Source organism: Mucilaginibacter jinjuensis (genome assembly GCF_028596025.1).
Taxonomy (GTDB): Bacteria; Bacteroidota; Bacteroidia; order Sphingobacteriales; family Sphingobacteriaceae; genus Mucilaginibacter; species Mucilaginibacter jinjuensis.
Genome location: NZ_CP117167.1, coordinates 1,829,737 through 1,856,421 on the forward strand (window position 1 = coordinate 1,829,737; position 26,685 = coordinate 1,856,421).

A 26,685-nucleotide genomic window follows, 5' to 3' on the forward strand; every position below is an offset into this window, starting at 1 on the left:
AATAACCTTAACAGTACGGGTTTTGATTTAAGTGACCTGTATAATATGGGCGGCCTGGACCGCGGAGGCGCGGCTTTCTCTCGTGCTACTTTAGGCGTTGGGGCTACAGGTAAGCAAACCAAAACACTTGGCGGCATAAACATTAATACCGACTATGGTAAAAAGCTGAAGGTTAACTTATCTTACGTATTTAGCCGTGCTAAAACTGAATATAACATGCTTATAAATAGGCAGCAAGTTTTAAATGATACCACCACCACAACCAACAATAACAATAATAGCCTCAATACTTCTTATACCCACAATATTACAGCCAGTGTGCGATGGCACCCCAATGATACTACGCAACTAACATATAACCCTTCGGTTTATATCAGACAAAACGAAACTATGGGTAATATTCTCAGTAATAGTTTTAGCAATTTTATTAACCCTATTAATAACAGGACGAGCGATAATAATTCATCGGGTAACAGCTTTCAGTTTCAGCACTCATTTAACTATAACCATCAGTTCAATAAAAAAGGAGAGTCTGTCTCTGTCGATCATAATTTGTCAATTAGTCCGGGTAGCGGGTTTAATTATAGCGACGATAATCTGGCATCTTATATCCCCACTTTCCCTTCGTATTCGTTAAAGCGAAAAGGCGATAACGATAATCAAAATACCGATGTTAATTTATCGGCAACATACCGGAAACCCATTGTGAAAAAGTTAATTGCCGATCTGAAAGCATCTACCGGCTATAACCATCAGTTAGATAAGGTTTCTACATACGACTATAACCCAATTACCGGGCAATATGATAGCTTTTTACTAGAGCTGAGCAGCGACCTTACACGTAATAAGTGGACAGAAGCCCTAACGCCAGGTATTACTTATAATATCTCACAAAAAGTGATGCTAATGGCACACCTAAACGCCCAGTGGCAACAAGTTGATAATAGTTTTAAAAGAAACACGGCCGATATTGATCAGCATTTCTTTTATTTACTGCCATCTGTTAATCTCAATATCAGCAGGCTTTCTATAAGTTATAACCGGAGTGTACAACTACCTAATATCGGCGACATGATCCCTTATACGGTAGTATTTAGTCCCCTATACTCGGTAACTGGTAACCCCAACCTGAAGCCAACTACCCAAGATAATTTCAGCATAAATTTTAACAAGTATAATTACCAGTCGGGTTCAAGTTTTAGTGTATCAGCCAGCGCTTCGTTTGAACAAAATAATGTGTTCAGGCAGCGAACTATTAATGCTGATTTGGTTGAAACCAGTATGCCTGTTAACCGTAATGGCAGGTACACATACAATGTCGGCGGGTTCTTTAATAAGCAAATTAAGAAGAATAAGGATTTTAGGTTGAGCAGCAGAAGCAACATTAACCTATCTACCGGTCGCACCTTTTTTATAGTGAACCAGCAGAGCGGTTATCAATACAATTACAATATCAACTTTACAGAAGGCTTGTCGTTAAACTGGAAAGATAAGATTGAGATTGATCCTCAATATACCCTGAGCAAAGCGTTTATAACTTATAGTGGTGGTGCGTTTAGTAATCAAAATACCCTGGTGCATACGGCAAATGCACACTTTAACATTTTTCTGCCCCAGAAATTTAATATCGAAGGCTATTATACCTATATGTACAACCCGCTGGTGGCACCAGGTTTTCAAAAGAGTAGTAATTTGCTTAGCCTAAGCCTTGCGCACCAATTGTTAAAAAAGGATAGAGGAGAGATTAAATTATCATCGTACGACATTTTGAACCAGAATATTAGCTCTTACCGTTATGTAAGCGAGAATATTATTACCGATACGCAATCGGAAGTGGTTAAGCGATATTTTATGCTAACGCTGCAATTTAAGTTTAACAAATCAACAACGAAAGAAGAGGAGAAGAAACCTGTTTTGATGATGCGATAAGCAGTAAGAACAGATAGTATACCACTCCGTTATCGATAAGTGATGCACTAAGCAAAAAACCTTACCTTTGCTGTATGATTGTAAAATCGGCAGAATTTATTTGCAGTAACACGCAGGTATCAAAACTACCCCCACCAGAAAAACCCGAATACGCTTTTATAGGGCGTTCAAATGTGGGCAAGTCTTCGCTTATTAATATGCTTACGGCTAAAAAGGGGCTGGCTAAAACTTCGCAAACACCTGGTAAAACCCAGTTGATTAACCATTTTTTAATTAATGACGAATGGTTCCTGGTTGATTTACCCGGCTACGGTTATGCCAGGATCTCGAAAAGTAAAAAGGAAGACTGGAACAAGTTTATCCGCTTTTATCTCGATAAACGTGAAAGCCTGCAATGCGTAATGGTATTGATAGACAGCCGCCTAGAGCCGCAAAAAATCGACCTGGAGTTCTGCAACTGGCTTGGCGAGCACGGCTTACCATTCGTAATTATATTTACCAAAGCCGACAAGCAATCGAGCATTAAAACCGATCAGAATGTGGCGCAGTTTAAACGCAAGTTGACTGAGACATTCGACCCGATGCCCGATTATTTTGTAACCTCGTCTGAAAGCAAATTAGGACGCGAAGAGGTGCTGGGTTTTATTGATAGTATTAATGCCAGGTTTACCGGCATTGATAATATGGATTATAAATAGAGAAAAAAAACAGCATAACGCAGAGAACACACCCTACCCCCTCTCAAGAGGGGAATAAGCTCCCAAAGCGTTACGCTATGCTTCCCCTCTTGAGAGGGGTCAGGGGTGTGTCACTACAACATACAAGTCATAAACTAAGTGAAGCGAAAAATCATTCCATATAACATCAAGTTAAAGGAGTTGGCTAAAAAGCTTCGAAATGATAGCACGCCTGGCGAAATAAAGCTTTGGCGACATTTAAACAGTAAGCAATTTTACGGTTATGATTTTCACCGTCAGAAACCGTTATTAAATTATATAGTCGATTTTTATTGCTATGAACTAAATTTGGTGATTGAATTAGATGGCCGTTATCATAGTAATGAAGAAAAATATAATCAGGATTTAATTAGAGATACGGAGTTAAACCAATATGATTTAGCAGTAATCAGGTTTGATGAATCAGACGTGATACATGATCTGGATAATGTGCTTAGAACCATAGAAACATATATACTGGATTTTACATCCGAAGATAATAAAGAAGAACACACCCCTAACCCCTCTCAAGAGGGGAAGCAAAATTTACAATAACACACATGAAAAAATACTTCTCCTTAGTAACCTTTTCACACACCATATTTGCTATGCCATTTGCCTTTATCGGCTTCTTTTTGGCAGTAACCACTACAGATCACAAATTTGAATGGCAGAAACTTTTGCTCATGGTGCTGTGCATGATATTTGCACGTAACTCGGCAATGGCTTTTAACCGCTATCTGGATAGGGATATTGATGTTAAAAACCCACGTACTAAGGTGCGCGATATTCCTGCGGGGAGAATTAGTCCGGCTGCGGCGTTGACTTTTACTCTGGTAAACTGTGCACTATTTTTAGCTGCTACCTGGTTTATTAATCCTTTATGTTTTTATCTGGCACCAGTGGCTTTGTTTGTAGTATTGGGTTATAGTGCTACCAAGCGTTTTACCGCACTTTGCCACATGGTATTAGGTTTAGGCTTATCATTAGCTCCAATAGGCGCTTATTTAGTAGTAACTGGCGAGTTTAACATTTTGCCAATCCTATTCTCATTATCTGTTTTATGTTGGGTGAGTGGCTTCGATATTATTTATGCTTTACAGGATGAAGATTTTGACCGTAGTGAAAAATTGCACTCTATACCAGCTTATTTGGGTAAAGTAAAGGCCTTAAACCTGTCGAGCTTCTTGCATGTGTTATCGGCAACATTTATTATCATGCCGGTGTTTTTTACGCATGTAGGCTTACCTTATTATTTGGGTATTGGCGTATTTTGCAGCATGCTGTTTTACCAGCACAGCCTGGTTAAGCCAAACGACCTGAGCCGTGTAAATTTCGCATTTATGACTACCAACGGTATTGCAAGTGTGGTATTTGCCGCCTTATTTTTGGTTGATAGATTATGGATACGCTAAAAGCTAAATATAACTTTAGGGAGTATATGCAGCCTTTCGCCGTTTTTACTAACGACGAGTGGGATTTGTTTTGCAGCTACCTGGAGTTTGTTAGCTTAAAAAAGAAAGCCTATTTCTCTGAAGCCGGAAAGGTGTGTAACCATTTCGGCTTTATTAACAAAGGTTCGGTACGCTATTTTCACATGACTAATGACGGTACTGATATTACCGGCTACTTTAGTTTCGAAAATGAGTTTATGAGCTCGTATAAGAGTTTTTTAACCCGCCAACCATCACTCAATTATATCCAGACGCTGGAAGATACGGAGCTCATCCTGATGAGCCATAAAAGCTTGCAGGAAATGCTTGCAAGTAAGGAACTGGGCCACAAGATGGAACGCTTTGGCCGTTTAATAGCCGAATATTATTTGTGCTGCTATGAGGATAGAGTTACGGCCTTCATCACCCAATCGCCCGAAGAGCGTTACCTTAAACTACTGGAAACAGGCAGGGATATTCTGCGCCGCATGCCTCAGCATTATATTGCCAACTTTTTGGGTATAACACCAGTTTCACTTTCGCGTATCCGCAGGCGCATTTTAGTCTAATTTCATCTCTTCGATTTTATTATCTTAAGATAACGTTTTCTGTTTCAGGGTGCTTGTATGTTTGTATCATACAAAAACAGAAAAAAATGATACATACCATATTTGGAGCAGGTGGCCCGGTGGCCAATGTTTTAACCCGTCAGTTAATCAATCAAAATGAAACAGTTCGCTTAGTTAGCAGGCGCCCTTTAGAAACTGCAGGCAATAACGTAAGCTGGCATAAAGCCGACTTGCTAAACTATGCCGAAGTATTGCAAGCCGCAAAAGGATCAGACGTAATTTACCTCTGTGCAGGCATAGTGTACAGCGTAACAGTTTGGCAACAACAATGGCCGGTAATTATGCAAAACATGATTAACGTAGCCAAAGAAACTGGTGCCCGCTTTATATTTTTCGATAACGTATACATGTACGGTTTGGTTAACGGCCCGATGTTAGAAACTACACCATACAACCCGGTGAGTGGAAAAGGAGAAGTTCGTGCTAAAATCGCCACTCAATTAATGGACGAAGCTCAAAGCGGAAACATTAAAGCCAGCATTCTCCGCGGTGCCGATTTTTACGGTGCTGAAAGCATGAATAGTTTCTTCGATAGTATGGTTTTGGCCAAGTATGCCAAAGGTGATAAAGCCCAATGGATAGGCAAACCGAAAATGCTGCACTCTTTCTCTTACATCCCTGATTGCGGTAACGCTATGTACCTGCTTGGTCAAAAACCTGAGAGCGATAATCAAATCTGGCATGTGCCAACTGCTACGCCTTTAACCGGTGTACAATTTATGGAACTGGCAGCTGATGTATTCACTACTAAACCCCGTTATAGTACCATTAACAAGCTAATGCTTCAGTTGGTAGGTTTATTTAACCCGCTGGTTAAAGGTTCTGTTGAGATGTATTATCAGTATGATCATGACTATATTTTTAATTCAGACAAGTTTGAGAAATACTTCAATGTAAAACCAACTACTTACAGGGATGGGATAGTTGAGCTTTCGCAAACACTGTTCAAGAAATAATTTGAACCAGAATTTATAGAATTTAAAAATTAGCAGAATGCTTGATGTAAATTCTCATAATTCCTGAATTCTATAAATTTGGTTCAGATAATGGAATGCCATAATTCTGTTAATTCTTGAATTCTGTAAATTCTGATTCTCACAATAATCTGCATATTTGCACATCTGCACATTTGCATATCAAACACCATGATCCATAAAAAAGCAAAACATTATATACCCGAAAATCTGGAAATGAAGTGGGAAAATTTAGAACCACTTTTGATTGAATTGCGTGATCGCCAGATTGACTCGGTTGAGGAATTAGAGCAATGGCTACGCGACCGCAGCGAATTTGAAGCTGCTATTGAAGAAGATTTTGCATGGCGCTACATCCGCATGACCTGCGATACTGTGAGCGAGGAGTTGCTACAGAACTTCCAATATTTCGCTACTGAAATCGAACCGAAAATTGCGCCTTACAGCAACGCACTGAATAAGAAACTGGTTGAAAGCGAATACTTCGATCAACTGGATAACGAGAAATATTTTGTTTATCTGCGAAGCATCAAAAAATCGTTGGAACTATTCCGCGAGGAAAATATTCCTATTCAGACTGAGATACAGGTTGAGCAGCAGAAATACCAGTCGATCACTGGCGCTATGTCGGTTCACATCGGCGATAAAGAATTTACTTTAGAACAAGCCGCCGCGATACTGAAAAGCCCTGATCGTGAAAAACGCCAGGAAGCTTGGGAGAAGATCACTGGCCGCCGTTTGGAGAACAAAGAAGAGCTTGATAAATTGTTCGATTTGTTGCGTGTGCTTCGCCATAAAGTGGCTTTGAATGCCGGTTTCGAAAACTTCCGCGATTATATGTTCCAAGCATTGGGCCGTTTTGATTATACGCCTCAGGATTGCTATAGTTTCCATGAAGCTATCGAATTGGAAGTTGTGCCTGTGTTGAGAGAACAAGCTGAAAAACGTAAAGAAGCTTTAGGTCTGGAAGCTTTGAAGCCTTGGGATACTGATGTTGACATCACAGGTCAAGCCCCGCTGAAACCTTTCCAGAACGGAGAAGAGTTGATCGAAAAATCAATCCAATGCTTCAGCAATATCAGCCGTTACCTGGGCGAGCGTTTGGAGATCATGAAAGAGAATAACCTTTTTGATGTGGAAAGCCGTAAAGGTAAAGCCCCGGGTGGTTACAACTATCCGCTGGCTGAAACCGGTGCGCCTTTTATATTCATGAACTCTGCCAATACTTTCCGCGATTTAACTACGATGGTACACGAAGGTGGCCATGCGGTTCATACTTTCCTGACTGCAGATTTGGAACTGAACGACTTTAAACATTGTCCGTCAGAAGTTGCCGAACTGGCTTCTATGTCGATGGAATTGATTTCGATGGATAACTGGGATGTATTCTTCAGCAACCCGGAAGAACTGAAACGTGCTAAACGTGATCAGTTGATCGATGTAATTAAAACCCTGCCATGGGTAGCCGTGGTAGATCAGTTTCAGCATTGGATTTATACCAACCCCGACCATACCGACGAGCAACGCCGCGAAGCATGGATGCAGATTTACGAGCGTTTTGGTGCCAGTTTTGTAGATTGGAGCGACTATAAAGAAGCAGAATCCAATCTATGGCAAAAACAACTGCATATTTTCGAAGTGCCGTTTTACTATATCGAATATGGTATGGCTCAATTAGGCGCTATTGCAGTATGGAAAAACTATAAAGAAAATCCAGAAAAAGGGCTTCAGCAATATTTGGATGCCTTAAAACTGGGCTATACCAAAACCATTAAAGAGATTTACGAAACGGCAGGAATTAAATTCGATTTCAGTGCCGAATACGTGAAAGAGCTGGTTGCTTTTGTAAAAAGCGAACTGGCCAAATTGTAATCTTTAAGGTTAATCCCCAACCTTCTTTAAAACCTATCGGTGTTTTTTTAGTTATAACAAATAACTATGAAAAAGATACTGATAGGTTTTTACATAACCATACTTGCAATAGCAACAGCCCATGCACAGGTACTAAAACCTGTGAAAATAGATAGCCTGGTAACAGTTTCCTTACCGGCAGAATTTCAAAAACGCGACACCCTCGGTCAAACTATATTTTCTGGTACAGGTACATTGGGGTACATGGTGGTTATAAAAGCACCAAACCCTACTGATAAGCCGCTAAAAAAAGAGAAGGACCTTAATAAGGTTTTTAAGGAGTACATTACCAAACTTCAGAAATCATCAGGCAATGGTACTATCCTAAATAGCCACGATACCATTGTTAATAACGTAGAGGTGCGTGATTTTGCCTTAAGCACCAGCGATGATACCCAAGGCGAACAGATCCGTAGGTTTAGGATCCTGTATACCAAGGATGCAACCTATACCTTCCAGTTCATGTATCCGCAACAGCGCGAAGACATTGCTAAAAAAGAGGCCGATCAGTTTTTTGCTTCTATAAAAACTGCCCCAGGCTTTGACGGTACAGATCAGTTTAGTACTTATGGCAAATTTACCGGTATGCACAAAGCATTAAAAATAGCTTTAGTTGCAGGCGGTATTATACTCATCATTATTATTGTAATGGTGGTACGCAGCCGTAAGCGTAAACAGGCAGTAGCTTAATTATCTTTCTTACTTAAAAGTCCCCGGGTCCAGGCTTGGGTATGTATAAATGGCTTGCTATCTATGATAGTGAGCCATATTATTGTTGCCACAGTGCCAATAATAGAACCGGCCATCACATCCTCAAAAAAATGCTCGCTCAGGTACATGCGCGAATAACCAACCAGGATAGCTGCTATCAACAGGATAAACCCCCAACTTTTTTGCTTTGCCAGATAAGCCAGTACAACTGCCATAGTAAATGCCTGCACTGTATGCCCGGATGGAAAACTGTTTGACGTGAAAAGTTTTACGCCGTTTACGTAGTAAATGTGGGCATGGTCTGTAAAGTAAACAGAAGGGCGGGGGGCATGTACCAGTCGCTTTGCTATTTGCACTAATACTGTAGTTATAAGAAAACTGCTTGCCATTAAAAAGGCTTTGCGATAACTAAATAAAGTTAAAATCAAAACTACAAACAGCATAAATAAACCGTCGCCAACATCGGTTGCACCGATAAAAAGGTAGTCGGCAAAGGTGTTGTGGTAGCTATTTACTGTAAAATAGATGGCTTCGCGGGTATAGATGAGCTTTATGATCAAACATGCGCTCAGAATAATCAAATAAGGAATAAAAAATAACCGTAATCGATATAATACGTCGGTAATACGTAGCTTCATGGCGCAAATTACGATAATGCGCCCAATTAGACCGAAAAAATAGTTATGTTTGACTTCCGTAAATTGATTAAAATTTAATGTCGAAAAATATCTTCCGTAAAAAGTCGATCGATACCATACTTGCTGATGTTGCCAGTGGTTACAGCGATAGCGAACATTCTGGCACAGAATCGCACCTCCGTAAAGTATTAAATGTAAAAGACCTTACCCTGATGGGTATTGCCGCCGTTGTTGGCGCAGGTATTTTCTCTACTATTGGCGTAGCCTCCTTTAATGGTGGCCCTGGTGTAACCATCTTATTTGTAATAACTGCTATAACCTGCGGCTTTTCGGCCATGTGTTATGCCGAGTTTGCTTCACGCATCCCGGTTGCGGGTAGCGCTTATACTTATGCTTATGCATCTTTTGGTGAATTGATCGCCTGGATTATCGGCTGGGATTTATTGATGGAATACGCCATTGGTAACATCGCGGTAGCTATCTCATGGAGCGAATATTTTGTTAACCTGCTCGAAGGTTTCCACATCCACATGCCCGAATATTTGACGATGGATTACCTGAGTGCTTATCGCGCCGAAGGTACAATTAGCCAGTTAACCGCAAATGGGCACGCGGCAGATATTACCGATAAACTACGTAGTGAAGCCATTGCATGGTCGACAGCCCCGGGTATAGGCAACTTTAAGTTAATTGCCAATATGCCGGCTTTGCTTATTGTAATCATTATTACCTATCTGGTATACGTGGGCATCCGCGAAACTAAGAAGGTAACTAATGCGATGGTGCTTTTAAAGATCGCCGTGGTAATTGCTGTTATAGTTTTAGGCTTTTTCTATGTAACACCTGCCAACTGGCATCCTTTTTTACCTAACGGTTTCGGTGGTGTGATGAAAGGTGTTTCTGGTGTGTTTTTCGCTTATATTGGTTTCGATGCGATATCAACAACAGCCGAAGAGTGCGAAAACCCGCAACGCGATTTGCCGCGTGGTATGATTTATTCCCTTGTAATTTGTACCGTATTATATGTGTTAATAGCCCTTGTACTTACGGGTATGGTGAGTTATAAAAGTTTAGATGTGGGAGACCCGCTGGCATTTGTATTCTCACACGTTGGCTTGAAAAAGATTAGCTATGTGATATCTATCAGCGCAGTCATTGCGACAGCGAGTGTACTATTGATATTCCAACTGGGCCAGCCACGTATCTGGATGAGTATGAGCCGAGATGGTTTATTGCCTAAAGCTTTCTCACGCATTCACCCAGTCCATCAAACACCATCATTTGCAACCATTGTAACCGGTTTTGTGGTGGCAGTACCGGCCTTGTTCATGAACCTTACCGAGGTAACCGACCTTACAAGTATCGGTACCCTGTTTGCCTTCGTACTGGTTTGTGGTGGTGTGCTTTTGTTGCCTAAAGAAGCATCTGTAAAGGGGAAGTTCCAGATCCCATATATTAATTCGCAACTGATAGTTCCGGCACTATTTATACTTGGCATATATTTCTTTTGGAAACCGATCATGGGTTTGTTCTCAGGCACTAACAGTCATGAGAATTTTCCATACTTCCTGTTCATTGTTCTTTCAGCAGGTTTAAGTGTATTGGCCTTTGTTAAAAAACTTTCGTTGATACCTGTATTAGGTCTCTTAAGCTGTTTTTACCTCATGACAGAACTGGGTTATACCAACTGGCTGCGTTTCTTAATCTGGCTGGTTATAGGTTTGGTGATTTACTTTACCTACAGCTATAAGCATAGCAGGATTGGGAAAATGGAGGGGTTGGATAAGTAATTCTCGTCTCGCGTCATTGCTGAGGTACGAAGCAATCTCAGACCGATTAGTACCGGCTTGTTTAATGCAGAAACTATTATGAGTGAGCTGTGCTTTAATTAATGTCTGTCCCGCTCAATCGCCGCGGGTAGGCTGTTACTTTTGGCTTGATCCAAAAGTAACCAAAAGATCAAGACGCAAAAAAGCTCCACCGCACAAGTCCACTTCACGGCCACGCTTTTGCGTCCGGGCCACCGCTTCCTTTGATTGTCCTGATGCTGCCTTATTCTTTCATTTGTCTTGATTCCTGACTCTCGGTTCTTGCATCTCTTCTAACGTCGGCAAACAGCTTCGGCCCAAAGCGGGCAGAACAATGATGGCTCGTGCGCCGGTAAGAGGCATTGGAGATTTTGCAGAAGGGTTGGCCTGAGCGAACGTGAGTGGGGCAAAATATCCCGGCCTGTGTTGTTCTGAACGCTGTGCGGTAGGGCCTGTGCGCAAAGAAGCCTTTTGCCGAAAAGCGCTTTGGTTACTTTGGCGCCCCAAAGTAACAGCCTTCCCGCGGCGATTGAGCGGGACAGACATTGATAATAGCACTGACTATAGATAATTGTGTTGTTCTGTAATTAAAGCGCAGTCTCGAATATTAGAAATTCGTTTCTCACAATGACGATTTGGCTATTCTACAGCAGCAAATAACAAATATCTCCTTATCTTTAGCGCTCAATATATGAGCAAAACTGTAACTCCTTATAATAGTCAGCAGGCTACCAAAAAAGAGCAGGTAGCCGATATGTTTAACAATATATCTGGTACTTACGATTTCCTGAACCACTTTATGTCGTTAGGGATCGATATCATCTGGCGCAAAAAAGCAATCAACGAATTAAAAAAAGATAAACCCCAGCATATTTTGGATGTGGCTACCGGCACAGGCGATTTTGCGTTTGAAGCCCTGGGTATGCTTCACCCTAAAAAAATAACCGGGGTTGATATTTCTGAAGGGATGCTGGAGGTGGCTAAACAAAAGATCACCAAACGCAACCTTAATGATAAGTTTGAGGTTTACACCGGCGACTCTGAAAACCTGCCATTTGGCGCAGATAAATTTGATGCAGTAACCGTTGCCTATGGTGTGCGTAACTTTGAGCACCTGGAGGCTGGACTGGCTGATATGCTGCGCGTGTTGAAACCAGGTGGCAAGGCTGTGATATTAGAGTTTTCTAAACCGAAAGCGTTTCCGATAAAGCAGTTGTATAATTTTTATTTTAATTATATCACTCCCTCAATTGGTAAGCTTTTTTCTAAAGATTCAAGAGCTTATTCTTATCTTCCCGAATCTGTTGCCGCCTTCCCGGATGGCAAAAGTTTTGTAACATTAATGGACAAGGTAGGGTATAAGCAAACAAAGCACAGATCGTTAACGTTTGGCATCTGTTCTATTTACACGGGTATTAAATGAGAAGAAAAGCCGGGTATCTGATCGTTTTTTTATTGATCTTTTGCGCTTCTAAATCATGGGCGCAATATACTATCGTTCCATCATGGGGCGGTGGTGCCGATCAGAACGACCTGAGCTTCGGTTTTACCTTTCAATATGTAAACAGTGATTTTAAAATTGTTAAGAAAGCGAACTGGCAACAGCAATATTTAGATCCCACCAATAATAACGCGCCTTACAAAACACCGCTTACATCTATCAGCTCAAATAGTTTACCGGGCTTTGGTATCGGCTTTGTAACGCGATACAGTATTACCGATCACCTCGAAATACGTACAACACCACAACTGGTATTTGCCGATAAAGAACTTCGGTATACCTACCAGGATTCGAGCGGTAATATTACCAAGCAAATACAAACCACATCGGTAGATATACCGCTTTCACTCAAGCTAAAATCAGACCGTATGGGCGATTTTCGCTTTTACGTATTAGGAGGTGTAAAAACATCGTTCGCCATCAATAAGAAACCGGACGACACCGAAGCCGGCCTGGATGATAAAAAGGTAAAGTTAACACGTAACTACAATGCCTGGGAAGCAGCAATCGGTTGCGATATTTATTTCGAATATTTTAAGTTATCGCCCGAACTAAAGGTGAGCAACTCGTTTAACAACGTGTTAATGCCAGAGAGCCACCCATATTCATCTCCTATAAGTAAATTATTCCTCCATACTATAAGTTTTAGCTTATACTTCGAATAAGTAAATTAAAAAAACATAATTTCGCTGCCGTAGTTACACACCTATGGCTAAAATTGCTTTAATAACAGGTGCCACCGCAGGGATCGGTGAGGCTTGTGCTCATTTATTTGCTGCTCAACAATATAATCTGGTGCTTACTGGCCGCAGGCATGATCGCCTGGAGAAGCTGGCTAAAGATATTAATGAGAAATATAATGTTGAGGTTGCAGTTTCGGCCTTTGATGTGCGTAACCGCGAAAGTGTGATCAGCAACCTGGAGAGTTTACCGCAACATTGGAAACACATAGATGTGCTGATTAACAATGCAGGCCTGAGCCAGGGTTTAGACCCCATACAGGATGGTAAGTATGACGATTGGGATACCATGATTGATACCAACATAAAAGGTTTGCTTTACGTAAGCAAAGTGGTATCTAACTGGATGATTGAAAACGGGCTCGGCCAAATTATTAACTTAGGCTCTATTGCCGGCAAACAGGTTTATGCCAACGGTAACGTATATTGTGCTACCAAGGCGGCCGTAAGCTCATTAAGTGAAGGGATGAGGATTGATTTATTGAACCATGGCATCAGGGTAACAGCGGTGCATCCTGGTGCTGTAGAAACCGAGTTTTCGGAAGTGCGCTTTAAAGGTGATAAAACCCGTGCTAAAAAGGTGTACGAAGGTTTTGACCCTTTGGTGGCAAAAGATATAGCAGAAACTATTTGGTTTGCAGTATCGCGCCCGGCGCATGTAAACATAAACGAAATAATAGTAATGCCAACTGCGCAAGCAACGGCAACAAATATATTTAGGAAATAGTTACTATGGTTATTAGGTTATTAAGTTATTTGGGTATTTTATCCGTAATTCAAGAGCTAATAACTTAATAACTCAGTACACTTAATAACCAAAAACATGTCATTAATAGAAACCATAAACCAGGATATTAAAACAGCCATGCTGGCTAAGGATGCAGATAAATTGCGTGGCTTGCGTGCTATAAAATCAGCATTGTTATTGGCGCTTACTGAAAAAGGTGCTTCAGAAGAAATTAGCGGTGAGACAGAAATTAAAGTGTTGCAGAAACTGGTTAAGCAACGTAAAGAATCTGCAGACATTTATAAAGCGCAGAACCGTGACGATCTGTATCAGATAGAAGCGCAGGAGCAAGCCGTTATAGAGGCCTATTTGCCTAAGCAAATGAGCAAAGAAGAGGTTGAAGTTTACTTGAAAGACCTGATTAGCAGGGTAGGTGCTACCTCTGTTAAAGATATGGGCAAGGTTATGGGCGCAGCCAATAAAGAGCTTGCAGGCAAAGCCGATGGCAAAACAATATCAGAAGTGGTTAAACAATTACTGGCATAATTTAGTTGCTTTAATTGTTGCAACTCAATTTCTTAAAAGTATCTTTATAGCGTATAAATAATGCTTTTATACTGAATTAAAGATCGGTACAATACTAAATAGATAGAGTTTTTTATGAGTTACGCGCTTCGGGAAGAAAACGGTTTCACATATATAGAAGAGGGAAAAGGCGAAACGCTGTTGCTTCTACACGGCTTAATGGGTGCTTTAAGTAATTGGCAAGATGTTGTTGATGCATTTAAAGACGAATACCGCGTGGTGTTACCAATACTGCCAATTTACGACTTGCCACTGCTAACAACAGGTGTTAAGTCGTTGTCAAAATTTGTGCATAAGTTTATAAAGTATAAAAAATTAACTAACATTACATTATTAGGGAATTCCCTGGGGGGGCATGTTGGTTTAATTTACTGCCTGGCACATCCGGACATGATCCAAACGCTGGTATTAACCGGCAGTTCTGGTTTGTATGAAAATGCATTCGGAGGATCATTCCCACGTCGCGAGAACCGCGATTTTGTGAAAGAGAAAGTAGAATATACTTTTTACGACCCGGCAATTGCGACTGATGACCTGGTTGATGAGGTTTACGCCACCATTAACGACCGTAACCGTGTAATACGGATATTGGCCATGGCAAAATCGGCAATCAGGCATAATATGGGTAAGGATTTGCCAAAGATAAAAATCCCCGTAGGTTTAATATGGGGACGAAATGATCATATAACGCCGCCGGAAGTAGCCGTTGAATTTAACAAACTACTGCCCGACAGCACACTTTACTGGATTGACAAATGTGGCCATGCGCCCATGATGGAACGCCCGGAAGAGTTTAATATGTACTTGAAAGAGTTTTTGCAGAAGGTAAAAAATAAAAAATAATATGCTTGCAATAGAGCTGATTGTTGATGCGATACCACCGTTAAGCACCTCTGATACCATTCAGCAGGCGCTTGATCGTATGGCCGAGTTTAAGGTGAGGCACCTGCCCATTGTAAACGACGATCAGTACCTGGGTTTGCTTGCAGAAGAAGAGCTGACAGACCCTAATCACGAAACGCTTTTAAGTTCGTTGCCATTAACGCTTACTGTGCCTTATGTATTAGAAGCACAGCATATCTATGAAGTTATTAGCGCACTATATCAAAGGCAAATAAGTGTAATACCTGTATTAAGTGTAAATAAAACTTACATGGGGGTTATTACGGTTAATGCAATGGTAAACGGCATTGCGCAACTCACTTCAGCTACCGAACCGGGTGTAATTATTGTGCTGGAAATCACCAATAAAAATAATTCGCTGGCACACATGGCCCAGATTGTAGAGTCTGATAATGCACAGATCCTAAGCTCTTACGCGCGCACATTTCCAGATTCGACCCGTATGGAGGTTACCCTCAAAATTAATAAACAAGATACATCAGGTATTTCGGCTACCTTTTTACGTTATGGATATGATGTAAAAGCAGTGTTTGGCCACACTGATGATAATGACGATACCAGGGATCGTTATGATTCGCTGATGAACTACCTCAATTTTTAAGAACACCGTATGAGAATAGTAGTTTACGGCCGACAGTTTAACGACTCCGTTTTACCCTTTGCACAAAAAGTATTTGAACACCTGGCAGAAAGCGATGCCGAGGTTCTGGTTCACCCATTACTTAATGAGTTTCTGAACGGTAAAATAGCTGATTTTAATTACCCCGTTTTAGATTTATCGATACCATTAAAAGGGTACATCGATTTATTTTTAACCCTGGGTGGCGATGGTACATTGCTTGATACTGTTACGATGGTTCGTGATAGCGGCATCCCGGTAATGGGTATCAATTTTGGCCGCTTAGGTTATCTGGCCAGTGTAAATAAAGGTGATATTGAAGAGGCTATACAGGCCGTGCTTAATGGCGATTATACGCTGGATAACCGCGAGCTGATCTGCATAAAATCAGACGCGGAAGTATTTGGCGACTGCAATTTTGCGCTAAATGATATTACCATCCACAAGCGCGATGATGCAGCCATGATAACCATGCATGCCTATTTAAACGATGAGTTTTTAAACACTTATTGGGGCGATGGCATTATTATCTCAACTGCTACAGGTTCTACAGCTTATTCATTAAGCTGTGGCGGGCCAATTATATTCCCGCAAGCAAATACCATTGTGGTTACGCCGGTATCGCCGCATAATTTAAATGTACGGCCGATTGTATTCCCGGATAGCAGCGAGCTTTCTTTTGATGTAGAAACCCGCGGTGCAAACTATCTCATCTCATGCGATTCGCGCACAGCGGTGTTGGGAGAAAATATGAAATTCAGCATTTCAAAGGCAGGGTTTGGGCTTAACTTAGTGCGGTTGAACAATGAAAGTTACCTGAAAACGTTAAGGAACAAGTTACTTTGGGGTTTAGATGCCCGTAACTATTAAATTTATTGGATGCGGAGAATATTTACGCTTTTTCTTTTACTAACAGCAACCCTTGCGGCCAATGCGCAAACCTGGGAACTGGGCGGCCTTATTGGCGGCTCGGGATATATGGGCGATTTAAACTCCCGTAACCCATTGCAGGTAAGCGGGGGCGCAATCGGTATCTTCGCCCGTAAAAATTATAGCCCTTATGTATCGGCTAGGCTTTCTTATACCTTCGGCTGGATCCAGGCTGCCGATAGTACTTCATCATACCCAGATATCCGTAACCGTAACCTTAGCTTTTTAACCACCCTACACGAGGTGAGCGCAAGGGCCGAGGTTAACTTTTTAGAGTATCGCCCCGGCATATTTAAAAATAGTTTTACACCTTATATCTTTTTGGGCTTAGGCGGGGTTTATTATACGCCTACTGCTAAAGCTGCTGATGGTTTAAGGTACGATCTGCGTTCGGGCCGTACAGAAGGGGAGACCAAGCCTTATTCAAAGATTGCCTTGAGTATCCCTTATGGTATTGGTTTTAAATATAATTTTCTGGGCAAGCTTAGTTTAACGGCTGATGCTACCTATCATTATACCAACACAGATTACCTGGATGATGTAAGTGGCACTTATGCCAACCCAGCCAGTTTTACCAATGCCACTGCCGCATCGCTTGCCGACCGGAGAATAGTCAAAGACCCCTTAGACCCTACAGGTACACAACGCGGCGATCTGCGCCCGCATGATAGCTATATGTTTTTCAGTATTTCTATCTCCTATACCTGGATCTCAGACCGTTGTTATTTTGTAAATAATAGCAGGCGATAGTTCTATTCGATTTATACAATATAAATTTGATTTATTTGCAACAAAGATGCATTAACTTGCGTTATAATTGTATATTGCATTAGTAATATAAACCAGTTTTTACCTTAAACTTTACGATTATGGCCGAGTTAAATTCTGCGCCTGCTAAGGCAGGTGGCAAATCCAAACGCACAAGGATCCCGGTACGGGTTGACCTTACCGCAATGGTTGATCTTGCATTTTTACTCATTACCTTCTTTATGCTTACAACCACGTTGCAAAAGCAGGAAGCTATGGCAATAGCAATGCCCGACAAGACTAACGATGTTATTAATGATTCTTTCACCCCTGCCAACCGTACAATGACTATTTGCCTTGGCAAAAACAACCAGGTGTTATGGTACATGGGTATGGCAGATGCACCATTATCTAACCCCGAAATTGTTAATTACGGTAAAAACAGCTTACGCGAAGCAATTCTTAATAAGCGTAATCAGATTAAAGCCCAAACCGGCAAAGATCTAATTGTATTGGTAAAGCCAAGCACCCACAGTATTTATGATAACCTGGTAAGTACGCTTGATGAACTTAATATATCCAAAGTAGACAGGTATGCCATAGTTGATATCTCGCCTAAAGATGTAGACCTGCTTAAAAAATACAAAGCCTACTAATAGCTGATAATTAATAAATTACAAAACAGCCCTGTATTTATGCAGGGCTGTTTTGTTTTGTACACGTCATATAGCCCTGTTTGGCGCATAAAATATTTGATTTTTTTCTTTAAACACTTATAATAAAAAAATCCAAAGTAAGTTTTACCTTTGTACCCTGAAAAATTGTGGTTTATTGGGTATTAAATGTATCCGGACACCTGATTAATTTAAAAACAGTTAAGCAAAAAACGAATAACAAACCGCGTAATATTACGCGCTATTATGAGCCGGTTTCTGGCTTTTGATCAGGTAGCAAATGAATTATATAGAGCAGATAGATACATCAAAATTGCCGGAGCACATCGCTATTATTATGGATGGTAACGGCAGATGGGCAAAAGGTAAGGGGAAGCTACGCATTTTTGGTCATACCAATGGTGTTCGTTCTGTTCGTGAAGCTATTGAAGGCTCGGATGATCTGGGCATTAAGTATCTTACTTTGTATACCTTTTCATCAGAAAACTGGAACCGCCCAAAGTTTGAAGTTTCGGCTATTATGGAGTTGCTCATCAGCACCATCCACAGAGAGATTGCAAACCTGATGGAGAAGAACGTTCGCCTCAATACAATAGGCGATATAGAGATGCTTCCTAAAAAGGCGCTTCGTGAGTTAAGAGACGCGATTGAGAAAACTTCAAACAACACAGGTTTAACTTTAACGCTTGCCCTGAGCTACAGCTCGAGAAGGGAAATTACACAGGCGGCAAAAAATCTGGCATTAAAAGCACAACAGGGGTTAATAAAGGCAGAAGATATCGATGAGAAAATGTTTGCCGATAATTTGTACACAGGTGATATGCCCGATCCTGAATTATTGATCAGGACCAGCGGCGAGTATCGCATCAGTAATTACCTGCTTTGGCAGATCGCTTACGCCGAACTCTATTTTACACCCAAACTATGGCCGGATTTTCGCAAGGATGACCTTTTTGAAGCCATACTGGATTTTCAAAAGAGAGAACGCCGGTTTGGAATGATCAGCGAACAGGTTAATTAATTTTACTTTTAACAATTTTTAACAACTGTTTAAACTATTTTTAGCCCACTTAAATATTCGAATGAATAAATTTCTTTTTACAATTCTTTTTGTTGTTTTTGGTACTGCGGCTATGGCGCAGGTGGCTCCACAGCCCCAGGCAGCCCTCTCCAGATCTTCTATACCTGCTGATAGTTTAAGTTACCTCAATCCTAAGGATTATATTATAGGTGGGATTACAGTTAGTGGCGCTCAATATCTGGATAAAGACGTATTGATACAGATATCAAAATTAAACAAGGGTGATAAGATTAACCTGCCGGGCGATGCATCGGCAAGCGTAATCCGTAACCTTTGGCAGCAAGGCCTTTTTGATGACGTAAAATTAAACGTGACCAAAATAAATGCCGATACCATTTACTTTGATATTGCAGTATTAGAACGCCCGCACTTATCTCGTTTACACTTACTTGGTATCCGCAAGGGTGAGGTAGAGGATATACAGAAAAAGCTAAGTGATAAAACAGGTAAAATTGTTAACGAAAACTTACTGAATACCACCACTGCTATTATTAAAAAGCACTATTATGAAAAGGGCTATTTAAATACTACTGTTGATATTAAACAACGTAAAGATCCGGGAGATGCCAATAGCGTGATCTTGGATGTTACGATTGATAAGCATCAAAAGGTAAAAATCAACGAGGTGATATTTGAAGGTAACAAAGCTTTTAAATCGGCCCAGTTAAAAAAATATTTACCTAAAACCCGCCAGCGCAGGTTCTATAACATTTTCGGCTCTAAGAAATTTAAGCAGGAACAATACGAGGAAGATAAGCAAAGCCTTGTTGAGAAAATGCAGGGTAAGGGTTACCGCGATGCTGAAATTGTAAGCGACTCGGTTTGGAAACATGATGATGAAAGCGTAAACGTTAAAATTAAAGTTTACGAAGGCCCTAAATATTACTTCGGTAAAATCAACTGGTCGGGTAATGCTAAATATCCAACTACTTTATTAAGCAAGATCCTTCGTATTAAAAAAGGAGATGTATTTAGCGAAGAAGAATTAAACAAACGCTTAAGCGGCCCTACACCAAATAGCGATGACGTTTCATCACTATATCTTAATGATGGTTATTTAACCTACCAGGCAGATGCGGTACAAACCAAAATCTATAACGATACCGTTGATCTGGATATCAGGATCTATGAAGGCCCTCAGTACACCATTAACCGTGTATTGTTAAAAGGTAACGATGTAACCAATGATAAAGTGGTAATGCGCGAGATCAGGACTAAACCTGGTCAGAAATTCTCTAAGGATCTGGTAATGCGCAGTACCCGCGAAATTTCTCAGTTAGGAAACTTCGACGAGCAAAAAACTGAGCCAAAACCAACCAACATTAATCCGCAGGATGGTACAGTAGATATTTTGTACAACGTGGTAGAAAAGCCATCCGATCAGATCGAGCTTTCGGGTGGTTTCGGTGGCGGGCAGCTGGTGGGTACGTTGGGCTTAACGTTCAATAACTTCTCGTTGCGTAACATCTTCCACTTAAAATCATACAAACCACTGCCAAAAGGTGATGGACAAAAATTGAGCTTACGTGGCCAGGCTAACGGTAAAAACTATCAGAACTATTCGTTCACGTTCTCAGATCCTTGGTTTGGTGGTAAAAAGCCAATCTACTTTGGTTTAACTGCATATACCCAGTTAAGCTCAACAGGGCAGTACTATCCAAAATCTGATCCTAACTATAATTACCTGCGTATTGTGGGTGCGGGTATTACCTTGGGTAAACGTTTACAATGGCCGGATAACTATTTCCAGTTAAACTATTCATTAAACGTCGATCACTACTCATTGGATAACTATACCGGTTATATCTTCAGCAACGGTACATCATACAACATTAAGCTTACCCAGGAGTTAAGCCGTAACTCGTTAGATGCGCCAATTTTCCCTACATCGGGTTCAAACATTAAATTAACAATACAGGGCACACCTCCATATTCGTTATTTAACAACATAAACTATAAAATAGCTACGCAGGAAGAGCGTTACCATTTTGTTGAGTACTACAAATGGAAGTTTGATGCGCAATGGTTCTCGCGTATAGTTGGTAAACTGGTGTTAATGTCGCAGGTACGTTTCGGTTTCCTTGGCGAGTATAACCAGGAAGTAGGCCCGTCTCCGTTCGAGCGCTTTAAGCTGGGTGGTGATGGTATGCAAACTTACCAGTTCTTACAGGGTAGTGATATCATCGGTTTAAGGGGTTACAAAAACTTCTCTATTATACCGGTGGGTACCAACTACACTGCCGATACTAACCCAGGTAGCCCAATCTATAACAAATACACTATTGAGCTTAGACACCCGGTTATTGCAAGCCAGTCGGCAACTATATTTGTACTGGCCTTTGCCGAGGGTGGTAACGTATGGAATGATTTCTCTCATTTCGATCCATTTAACGTTAGGCGTTCTGCAGGTGTGGGTGCACGTATATTTTTACCTATATTTGGCTTACTTGGGCTTGATTATGGTTATGGCTTTGATGCAATACCGGGTATACCGGATGCCAACAAAGGCCAGTTCCACTTCTCAATTGCTCAAAGTTTAAGCGGTGGCTTTAATTAATTTTATGAAGAAGATAATTTTAACAGTAGTTTTAACGTTTGTAGCATTTGCAGGTGCGTTTGCACAACGTTTTGCCTTTGTAGATTCGGAGTATATTTTACGCCATGTGCCAGAATATACAGCAGCACAAACACAGCTTAAAACGCTGTCGGACCAATGGCAAAAAGAGGTTGATGCCCGTTTTCAGGAAATTGACCGTTTATACAAAGCATATCAGGCCGATCAGGTTTTAATGACTGCCGATATGAAAAAAAGACGCGAAGCAGAAATTGTAGACAAAGAGAAAGCAGCGAAGGATTTTCAACGCTCGAAATTTGGCCCCGATGGTGAGCTTGCTACACGCAGTACGCAATTGATTAAACCCGTTCAGGACCGTGTGGCAAAAGCAGTACAAGCTACTGCCGAAGCCGAAAACCTGGATATGATATTTGATAAAAATAGCGAAGTAATGATGCTATATGCTAACCCCCGTTACGATAAAAGCGCTGATGTAATTACCCGTATGGGATTAAAGCCTGGGGTGTTTGCAAAGTGAAAAATTTTATATAAAATCGCATAATTAAAAAGAACAAAAAAAGAACAATGAAAAAACTATTGAAGGTTGTTTTAGTTGCAGGTTGCATGTTGCTGGTAGGTGGGTTTGCAAAAGCACAAACTAAAATTGGTTATATCAACTTTAACCAATTGATTGACCAAATGCCGCAAATGAAAACAGTACAAACATCAGCGCAGGCTTATCAAAAGCAATTTGTTGATGTATTGCAAGGTATGCAAACAGAGTTGACCACTAAAGGCCAGGCTTATGATGCAGCTCGTGCAACCATGACAGATGCTATACGTGCCCAAAAAGAGACTGAATTACAGGATCTGAACAAACGTATGCAAGATTATAACACAACTGCACAACAAAAAGTGCAAGAGAAATATAACGAACTTGCAAAACCAGTTGTTGATCAGGCTAAAGCTGCAATTAATGCAGTAGCTAAAGAAAAAGGTTATACTTATGTATTAGATACAACCCAAGGCGAGCCAATCGTTGCTCCACCAACTGATGATCTGATGGCAGCTGTAAAACTTAAATTAGGTTTAAAATAATTTAACCCTTAAATGATTTTAAAAGCGCTCCAATTTGGGGCGCTTTTTTTATTTTTACAAAAGTGACTACTAAACATCCCATCGGAATTTTCGACTCTGGCTTTGGCGGCTTAACTGTTTTTCGTTCCATAGTTGAACAGTTACCCCAGTATGATTATATGTATTTTGGCGATACCGGCCGTGCGCCTTACGGTAACCGCTCGTTCAAAACTATACATGAGTATACTTGGGAAAGCGTACAATGGCTTTTTGCACAAGGTTGCCCATTGGTTATACTGGCCTGCAATACGGCATCAGCAAAGGCCCTGCGTACCATCCAGCAACAGGATCTTAAAAATGGCTACCCTACACAGCGTGTGCTTGGCGTAATACGCCCCACTGCCGAGGTGATAGGAGATTACTCAACGACCAAAGAGATTGGCGTACTGGGCACCAAAGGTACGGTACAGTCTGAATCGTACTTACTGGAGATTGCCAAGTTTTTTCCTGATGTTAAAGTTGAGCAGCAAGCCTGTCCGCTTTGGGTTCCGCTGATTGAGAACGGCGAACACGACAAACCCGGATCGGACTACTTTGTAAAAGAATATCTCAATGCCATCATGGCTAAATCAGCCAATATCGATACTATCTTATTAGCTTGTACCCATTACCCTTTATTACAAGATAAGATCAAAGCTTATTTACCTGCAAATATTAATGTAGTTCCGCAAGGAGATATCGTTGCCAAAAGTCTGGTTGATTACCTTAATCGCCACACCGAGATCGAACAAAATATTACCAAGAATGCTACGCGTGAGTTTTTTACTACAACGGATGATACTGCAGATTTTGATAAATATGCTACTTCATTTTTTGGTGGGGAAGTGCAATCGCAGTATGTAGCGTTGAAATAGTTTTAAGAGAATCAGGAACCGGGAGTCAAGAATCGGGATTGTATCAAATAGGACAATAAAAAGCGGTGGCCCAGACGCAAAAGCGTGGCCGTGTAGTGGGCATGTGCGGTGGAGCTTTTTTGCGTCTTGATTTTTTGGTTACTTTTGGATCAAGCCAAAAGTAACAGCCTACCCGCGGCGATTGAGCGGGACTAGCATTAATAAAACACAAATCATTCATAGAGCGTCTGCGATATCTAAGTCAGTGGTAATTGGTCTGAGATTGCTTCGTACCTCGCAATGACGTGAAGGGGACTAATTACGAATCAATCTAAATTATTCCTAGTAATTAAGTAGATTTGCAGTTACTTGAATACGTTATTGCATTGGTTAGCTATTTAATCTACATCGGCGTCGCCATCGGTTTATTTGCATTTGCGGCCACGTTTGCCTTGTTTGCTGTTTATTATGAGCGAAAACTGTCTGCCTTTATTCAGGATAGGATAGGCCCTAACGAAACCGGCAAGTACGGTAGTCTGCAAACCCTTGCAGATATTCTTAAGCTTATTCAAAAAGAAATTATTAATCCAACTGCTACCGATAAATGGTTATATGCTTTAGCGCCGGCCATTATTTTCATCGCTGTTTATATGGGTTTTGCAGCCTTACCCTGGGCTCCGGGATTGGTTCCGTCTAAAATCAATATAGGGCTGTACTATATCTTCGCTATTATTTCTGTCGAAACCCTGGGCATCCTGATGGCCGGTTGGGGCTCGAACAATAAATATTCTATTTTGGGGGCGATGCGTTCAGCAGCACAGATTATTTCTTACGAGATACCGGCTGGTTTTGCGCTGATCTCTGTGGTAGTGATCTGCGGTTCGTTGGATTTGCAGGAGATTTCCATACAGCAAGGCATCCTGTTTAAAGAACAAACCAAATTTTTAGGCATCTGGGATGTAAGCGGAATGGGAGGGATTATGTCATGGAACATCTTCCGGGCACCGCATCTCATTATCGCTTTTGTGATTTATTTTATAGCATCACTTGCTGAGAGTAATCGTGCGCCGTTTGATATTCCAGAGGCCGAATCTGAACTGGTAGCTGGTTTTCATACCGAATATACAGGGATGCGTTTCGGATTAATATTTTTAGCCGAATATTCGATGATGTTCCTGGTATCGATGGCGGGTGTTGTACTATTTTTAGGTGCATGGAATACACCATTGCCCAATATTGGCAATATCCGTTTAGCCGATTGGACAACCAACGTGCCTTGGGGAATATTTTGGATATTTGTAAAAACGTTATTATTGGTAACTGTACAAATCTGGATCCGCTGGACATTGCCCCGTTTGCGGGTTGATCAATTAATGGATCTGTGTTGGAAGGTATTAACCCCATTGGCATTTATCTGCATGATTATATCAGCAGTATGGCGCGTTTGGGTAATGAATTAAGAGGGAATTAATGTTGTTAAAAAGTACGATAAATAGTTTTACTACGGCATGGAAGGGCTTAACCCTTACCTTTAAGCATGCTTTTGCCTTTAAAAAGCGCGAGGTAGAATCTATTAAATCGCCCAATTACTTCGAGGAGCAAAATGCGACTGCTACAATAGAATACCCTAAACAAAAACTGCCGATACCAGAAGTCGGCCGCTACCAATTGGATGTGGAAATGGACGATTGTATTGTATGCGATCTTTGCGCTAAAATTTGTCCGGTTGATTGTATCGATATCGAATCGATAAAGGCTACAGAGGCTATCGGTCAAACATCAGATGGTACAACCAAGCGACTTTATGCGGCTAAGTTTGATATCGACATGGCCAAGTGCATGTACTGTGGGTTGTGTACCGTAGTATGCCCGACAGAGTGCATTGTAATGACTAACCAATATGATAAAACCGTTTTCGAGCTTAATCAGCTTGTTTACGAATTTTCGGATATGACACCCGAGGATGCTGCTGAAAAACGTGCATTATTGGAGAAACAGAATGCCGAAAAACAAGCCGCCAAGCTGGCAGCTATGCAAAAGAAGAACGACTAAATGAACGCAGCGAATATATTATTCTACATCATGAGCTTTATCGTGCTCGCTTCCGCATTATATGTGGCGGTAAGCAGGCATTTGGTGCGTTCGGTATTTATGTTTTTTGTTACGCTGTTTGGGTTGGCTGGCTTATACGTTTTATCACTGGCCGATTTTGTGGCTGTAACACAAATTGTAGTTTATGTGGGTGGGATTTTAGTGCTGATTCTCTTTGCTTTTATGCTTTCGGGCCGCGAAACATTGGATGTATTACAAACTGAAAATCGTTCGATCTGGAAGATCAAGAATCTTCCTGCTATGCTGATTGCAGGTTTGTTTTTCATCATATTGATTAATGTAATTCTGCAAACCAATGCCGATCATTTGGGTTGGATTACAGACTCTATCAAATCAAAAAATAGCATTACTAATTCGGGCGAGATGACGGCTAACATCGGTATTAACCTGATGACCCGTTACTTGTTGCCGTTTGAGATTGTTTCGATACTGTTGATGATGGCATTGGTAGGTGCTGCGCACCTGTCGAGAAAGGAGCAGCAGGTATGATCTCTTTAACCAATTACCTTGTAGTAAGCGGTATGCTGTTTTGCATCGGCCTGTATGTAGTGTTGGTGAAACGCAATGCTATCCAAATTTTAATAGGTATTGAAATGATGCTGAACGCCGCGATTTTAAACCTCGTAGCCTTCGGTAAATACGATAAAGTAAACAACGGCGGACAAATGTTTGCCCTGTTTGCCATTATACTGGCAGCCGCCACAACCGCTGTGGCCCTTGCCATTATACTTAATGTTTACAGACGTTACAAAACCATCGACCCGGATAAGGTTGACCAGCTGAAGGATTAATT

Annotated in this window: 28 protein-coding genes; 27 read left to right on the forward strand and 1 reads right to left on the reverse strand. The window is 41.1% G+C overall.

The window, feature by feature from the left end:
- The first annotated feature begins 45 nt into the window (after window positions 1-45).
- The 8 genes from PQO05_RS08285 (at window position 46) to PQO05_RS08320 (ending at window position 8,282) form a co-directional block, all read left to right on the forward strand.
- The gene (locus PQO05_RS08285) at window positions 46-1,929 is read left to right on the forward strand and encodes an outer membrane beta-barrel protein (RefSeq protein WP_273632234.1); all 1,884 of its coding nucleotides are present in this window, start codon (window positions 46-48) and stop codon (window positions 1,927-1,929) included.
- A gap of 74 nt (window positions 1,930-2,003) precedes the next feature.
- Complete coding sequence (gene yihA, locus PQO05_RS08290; RefSeq protein ID WP_273632235.1) at window positions 2,004-2,627, forward strand: ribosome biogenesis GTP-binding protein YihA/YsxC; 624 nt, start codon at window positions 2,004-2,006, stop codon at window positions 2,625-2,627.
- Between the two features lie 138 nt (window positions 2,628-2,765).
- Window positions 2,766-3,200, forward strand: coding sequence for an endonuclease domain-containing protein (locus PQO05_RS08295; RefSeq protein WP_273632236.1), 435 nt, complete (start codon window positions 2,766-2,768; stop codon window positions 3,198-3,200).
- A 5-nt stretch (window positions 3,201-3,205) separates the two neighbouring features.
- Window positions 3,206-4,060, forward strand: coding sequence for a UbiA-like polyprenyltransferase (locus tag PQO05_RS08300; RefSeq protein WP_273632237.1), 855 nt, complete (start codon window positions 3,206-3,208; stop codon window positions 4,058-4,060).
- Window positions 4,048-4,647, forward strand: a complete 600-nt coding sequence (locus PQO05_RS08305) for a Crp/Fnr family transcriptional regulator (protein ID WP_273632238.1) — start codon at window positions 4,048-4,050, stop codon at window positions 4,645-4,647. The genes PQO05_RS08300 and PQO05_RS08305 overlap by 13 nt, the downstream gene beginning before the upstream one ends.
- A gap of 86 nt (window positions 4,648-4,733) precedes the next feature.
- A complete protein-coding gene (locus tag PQO05_RS08310; RefSeq protein WP_273632239.1) occupies window positions 4,734-5,663 on the forward strand; it encodes an NAD-dependent epimerase/dehydratase family protein in 930 nt (309 codons plus the stop codon).
- A 189-nt stretch (window positions 5,664-5,852) separates the two neighbouring features.
- The gene (locus PQO05_RS08315; protein WP_273632240.1) at window positions 5,853-7,553 is read left to right on the forward strand and encodes a M3 family oligoendopeptidase; all 1,701 of its coding nucleotides are present in this window, start codon (window positions 5,853-5,855) and stop codon (window positions 7,551-7,553) included.
- Window positions 7,554-7,619: 66 nt separating this feature from the next.
- On the forward strand, window positions 7,620-8,282 hold the full coding sequence (locus PQO05_RS08320; RefSeq protein ID WP_273632241.1) for a hypothetical protein: 663 nt from the start codon (window positions 7,620-7,622) through the stop codon (window positions 8,280-8,282).
- Here PQO05_RS08320 and PQO05_RS08325 read toward each other — a convergent pair.
- Window positions 8,279-8,941, reverse strand: a complete 663-nt coding sequence (locus PQO05_RS08325; protein WP_273632242.1) for a phosphatase PAP2 family protein — start codon at window positions 8,939-8,941, stop codon at window positions 8,279-8,281. The two genes, PQO05_RS08320 and PQO05_RS08325, sit on opposite strands and share 4 nt — an antisense overlap.
- Before the next feature lie 77 nt (window positions 8,942-9,018).
- Between PQO05_RS08325 and PQO05_RS08330 the strand changes: the two genes are divergently transcribed.
- The 19 genes from PQO05_RS08330 to nuoK all read left to right on the forward strand — a co-directional run bounded on the left by PQO05_RS08330 (window position 9,019) and on the right by nuoK (window position 26,683).
- On the forward strand, window positions 9,019-10,731 hold the full coding sequence (locus tag PQO05_RS08330; protein ID WP_273632243.1) for an amino acid permease: 1,713 nt from the start codon (window positions 9,019-9,021) through the stop codon (window positions 10,729-10,731).
- A gap of 709 nt (window positions 10,732-11,440) precedes the next feature.
- Complete coding sequence (ubiE, locus tag PQO05_RS08335) at window positions 11,441-12,172, forward strand: bifunctional demethylmenaquinone methyltransferase/2-methoxy-6-polyprenyl-1,4-benzoquinol methylase UbiE (RefSeq protein ID WP_273632244.1); 732 nt, start codon at window positions 11,441-11,443, stop codon at window positions 12,170-12,172.
- On the forward strand, window positions 12,169-12,915 hold the full coding sequence (gene porT, locus PQO05_RS08340) for a type IX secretion/gliding motility protein PorT/SprT (RefSeq protein ID WP_273632245.1): 747 nt from the start codon (window positions 12,169-12,171) through the stop codon (window positions 12,913-12,915). The genes ubiE and porT overlap by 4 nt, the downstream gene beginning before the upstream one ends.
- A gap of 43 nt (window positions 12,916-12,958) precedes the next feature.
- Entirely contained in the window at window positions 12,959-13,717 is a 759-nt protein-coding gene (locus PQO05_RS08345; protein WP_273632246.1) for an SDR family NAD(P)-dependent oxidoreductase, read from the forward strand.
- 96 nt (window positions 13,718-13,813) lie between these two features.
- The gene (locus PQO05_RS08350) at window positions 13,814-14,263 is read left to right on the forward strand and encodes a GatB/YqeY domain-containing protein (RefSeq protein WP_273632247.1); all 450 of its coding nucleotides are present in this window, start codon (window positions 13,814-13,816) and stop codon (window positions 14,261-14,263) included.
- 114 nt (window positions 14,264-14,377) lie between these two features.
- Complete coding sequence (locus PQO05_RS08355; RefSeq protein WP_273632248.1) at window positions 14,378-15,145, forward strand: alpha/beta fold hydrolase; 768 nt, start codon at window positions 14,378-14,380, stop codon at window positions 15,143-15,145.
- Window position 15,146: 1 nt separating this feature from the next.
- Window positions 15,147-15,806: a CBS domain-containing protein gene (locus PQO05_RS08360; RefSeq protein WP_273632249.1), complete on the forward strand. Its 660-nt coding sequence runs from the start codon at window positions 15,147-15,149 to the stop codon at window positions 15,804-15,806.
- A gap of 9 nt (window positions 15,807-15,815) precedes the next feature.
- Entirely contained in the window at window positions 15,816-16,694 is an 879-nt protein-coding gene (locus tag PQO05_RS08365; RefSeq protein ID WP_273632250.1) for an NAD kinase, read from the forward strand.
- 9 nt (window positions 16,695-16,703) lie between these two features.
- A complete protein-coding gene (gene porG / locus PQO05_RS08370) occupies window positions 16,704-17,504 on the forward strand; it encodes a type IX secretion system protein PorG (protein WP_273632251.1) in 801 nt (266 codons plus the stop codon).
- A gap of 119 nt (window positions 17,505-17,623) precedes the next feature.
- Complete coding sequence (locus PQO05_RS08375) at window positions 17,624-18,157, forward strand: ExbD/TolR family protein (RefSeq protein ID WP_273632252.1); 534 nt, start codon at window positions 17,624-17,626, stop codon at window positions 18,155-18,157.
- Between the two features lie 298 nt (window positions 18,158-18,455).
- Window positions 18,456-19,196, forward strand: a complete 741-nt coding sequence (locus PQO05_RS08380) for an isoprenyl transferase (RefSeq protein WP_273632253.1) — start codon at window positions 18,456-18,458, stop codon at window positions 19,194-19,196.
- 61 nt (window positions 19,197-19,257) lie between these two features.
- Complete coding sequence (bamA, locus tag PQO05_RS08385; protein ID WP_273632254.1) at window positions 19,258-21,813, forward strand: outer membrane protein assembly factor BamA; 2,556 nt, start codon at window positions 19,258-19,260, stop codon at window positions 21,811-21,813.
- A gap of 4 nt (window positions 21,814-21,817) precedes the next feature.
- Window positions 21,818-22,348, forward strand: coding sequence for an OmpH/Skp family outer membrane protein (locus PQO05_RS08390; protein ID WP_273632255.1), 531 nt, complete (start codon window positions 21,818-21,820; stop codon window positions 22,346-22,348).
- Between the two features lie 47 nt (window positions 22,349-22,395).
- Window positions 22,396-22,908: an OmpH/Skp family outer membrane protein gene (locus PQO05_RS08395; protein ID WP_273632256.1), complete on the forward strand. Its 513-nt coding sequence runs from the start codon at window positions 22,396-22,398 to the stop codon at window positions 22,906-22,908.
- 62 nt (window positions 22,909-22,970) lie between these two features.
- Complete coding sequence (gene murI / locus PQO05_RS08400; RefSeq protein WP_273632257.1) at window positions 22,971-23,801, forward strand: glutamate racemase; 831 nt, start codon at window positions 22,971-22,973, stop codon at window positions 23,799-23,801.
- A gap of 338 nt (window positions 23,802-24,139) precedes the next feature.
- On the forward strand, window positions 24,140-25,240 hold the full coding sequence (nuoH, locus tag PQO05_RS08405; RefSeq protein WP_420490439.1) for an NADH-quinone oxidoreductase subunit NuoH: 1,101 nt from the start codon (window positions 24,140-24,142) through the stop codon (window positions 25,238-25,240).
- 10 nt (window positions 25,241-25,250) lie between these two features.
- Complete coding sequence (locus PQO05_RS08410) at window positions 25,251-25,832, forward strand: 4Fe-4S binding protein (RefSeq protein ID WP_273632258.1); 582 nt, start codon at window positions 25,251-25,253, stop codon at window positions 25,830-25,832.
- On the forward strand, window positions 25,833-26,381 hold the full coding sequence (locus PQO05_RS08415) for an NADH-quinone oxidoreductase subunit J family protein (RefSeq protein WP_273632259.1): 549 nt from the start codon (window positions 25,833-25,835) through the stop codon (window positions 26,379-26,381).
- Window positions 26,378-26,683: an NADH-quinone oxidoreductase subunit NuoK gene (gene nuoK, locus PQO05_RS08420; protein WP_273632260.1), complete on the forward strand. Its 306-nt coding sequence runs from the start codon at window positions 26,378-26,380 to the stop codon at window positions 26,681-26,683. The genes PQO05_RS08415 and nuoK overlap by 4 nt, the downstream gene beginning before the upstream one ends.
- Window positions 26,684-26,685 lie beyond the last annotated feature (2 nt).

Excerpts from the sequence above, each read along its gene's own strand:
- PQO05_RS08285 (WP_273632234.1), top strand. The coding sequence starts at position 46 with ATGGGCGGCCTGGACCGCGGAGGCGCGGCTTTCTCTCGTGCTACTTTA.
- yihA (WP_273632235.1), top strand. The coding sequence starts at position 2,004 with ATGATTGTAAAATCGGCAGAATTTATTTGCAGTAACACGCAGGTATCA.
- PQO05_RS08300 (WP_273632237.1), top strand. The coding sequence starts at position 3,206 with ATGAAAAAATACTTCTCCTTAGTAACCTTTTCACACACCATATTTGCT.
- PQO05_RS08305 (WP_273632238.1), top strand. The coding sequence starts at position 4,048 with ATGGATACGCTAAAAGCTAAATATAACTTTAGGGAGTATATGCAGCCT.
- PQO05_RS08310 (WP_273632239.1), top strand. The coding sequence starts at position 4,734 with ATGATACATACCATATTTGGAGCAGGTGGCCCGGTGGCCAATGTTTTA.
- PQO05_RS08315 (WP_273632240.1), top strand. The coding sequence starts at position 5,853 with ATGATCCATAAAAAAGCAAAACATTATATACCCGAAAATCTGGAAATG.
- PQO05_RS08320 (WP_273632241.1), top strand. The coding sequence starts at position 7,620 with ATGAAAAAGATACTGATAGGTTTTTACATAACCATACTTGCAATAGCA.
- PQO05_RS08325 (WP_273632242.1), bottom strand. The coding sequence starts at position 8,941 with ATGAAGCTACGTATTACCGACGTATTATATCGATTACGGTTATTTTTT.
- PQO05_RS08330 (WP_273632243.1), top strand. The coding sequence starts at position 9,019 with ATGTCGAAAAATATCTTCCGTAAAAAGTCGATCGATACCATACTTGCT.
- ubiE (WP_273632244.1), top strand. The coding sequence starts at position 11,441 with ATGAGCAAAACTGTAACTCCTTATAATAGTCAGCAGGCTACCAAAAAA.
- porT (WP_273632245.1), top strand. The coding sequence starts at position 12,169 with ATGAGAAGAAAAGCCGGGTATCTGATCGTTTTTTTATTGATCTTTTGC.
- PQO05_RS08345 (WP_273632246.1), top strand. The coding sequence starts at position 12,959 with ATGGCTAAAATTGCTTTAATAACAGGTGCCACCGCAGGGATCGGTGAG.
- PQO05_RS08350 (WP_273632247.1), top strand. The coding sequence starts at position 13,814 with ATGTCATTAATAGAAACCATAAACCAGGATATTAAAACAGCCATGCTG.
- PQO05_RS08355 (WP_273632248.1), top strand. The coding sequence starts at position 14,378 with ATGAGTTACGCGCTTCGGGAAGAAAACGGTTTCACATATATAGAAGAG.
- PQO05_RS08360 (WP_273632249.1), top strand. The coding sequence starts at position 15,147 with ATGCTTGCAATAGAGCTGATTGTTGATGCGATACCACCGTTAAGCACC.
- PQO05_RS08365 (WP_273632250.1), top strand. The coding sequence starts at position 15,816 with ATGAGAATAGTAGTTTACGGCCGACAGTTTAACGACTCCGTTTTACCC.
- porG (WP_273632251.1), top strand. The coding sequence starts at position 16,704 with ATGCGGAGAATATTTACGCTTTTTCTTTTACTAACAGCAACCCTTGCG.
- PQO05_RS08375 (WP_273632252.1), top strand. The coding sequence starts at position 17,624 with ATGGCCGAGTTAAATTCTGCGCCTGCTAAGGCAGGTGGCAAATCCAAA.
- PQO05_RS08380 (WP_273632253.1), top strand. The coding sequence starts at position 18,456 with ATGAATTATATAGAGCAGATAGATACATCAAAATTGCCGGAGCACATC.
- bamA (WP_273632254.1), top strand. The coding sequence starts at position 19,258 with ATGAATAAATTTCTTTTTACAATTCTTTTTGTTGTTTTTGGTACTGCG.
- PQO05_RS08390 (WP_273632255.1), top strand. The coding sequence starts at position 21,818 with ATGAAGAAGATAATTTTAACAGTAGTTTTAACGTTTGTAGCATTTGCA.
- PQO05_RS08395 (WP_273632256.1), top strand. The coding sequence starts at position 22,396 with ATGAAAAAACTATTGAAGGTTGTTTTAGTTGCAGGTTGCATGTTGCTG.
- PQO05_RS08410 (WP_273632258.1), top strand. The coding sequence starts at position 25,251 with ATGTTGTTAAAAAGTACGATAAATAGTTTTACTACGGCATGGAAGGGC.
- PQO05_RS08415 (WP_273632259.1), top strand. The coding sequence starts at position 25,833 with ATGAACGCAGCGAATATATTATTCTACATCATGAGCTTTATCGTGCTC.
- nuoK (WP_273632260.1), top strand. The coding sequence starts at position 26,378 with ATGATCTCTTTAACCAATTACCTTGTAGTAAGCGGTATGCTGTTTTGC.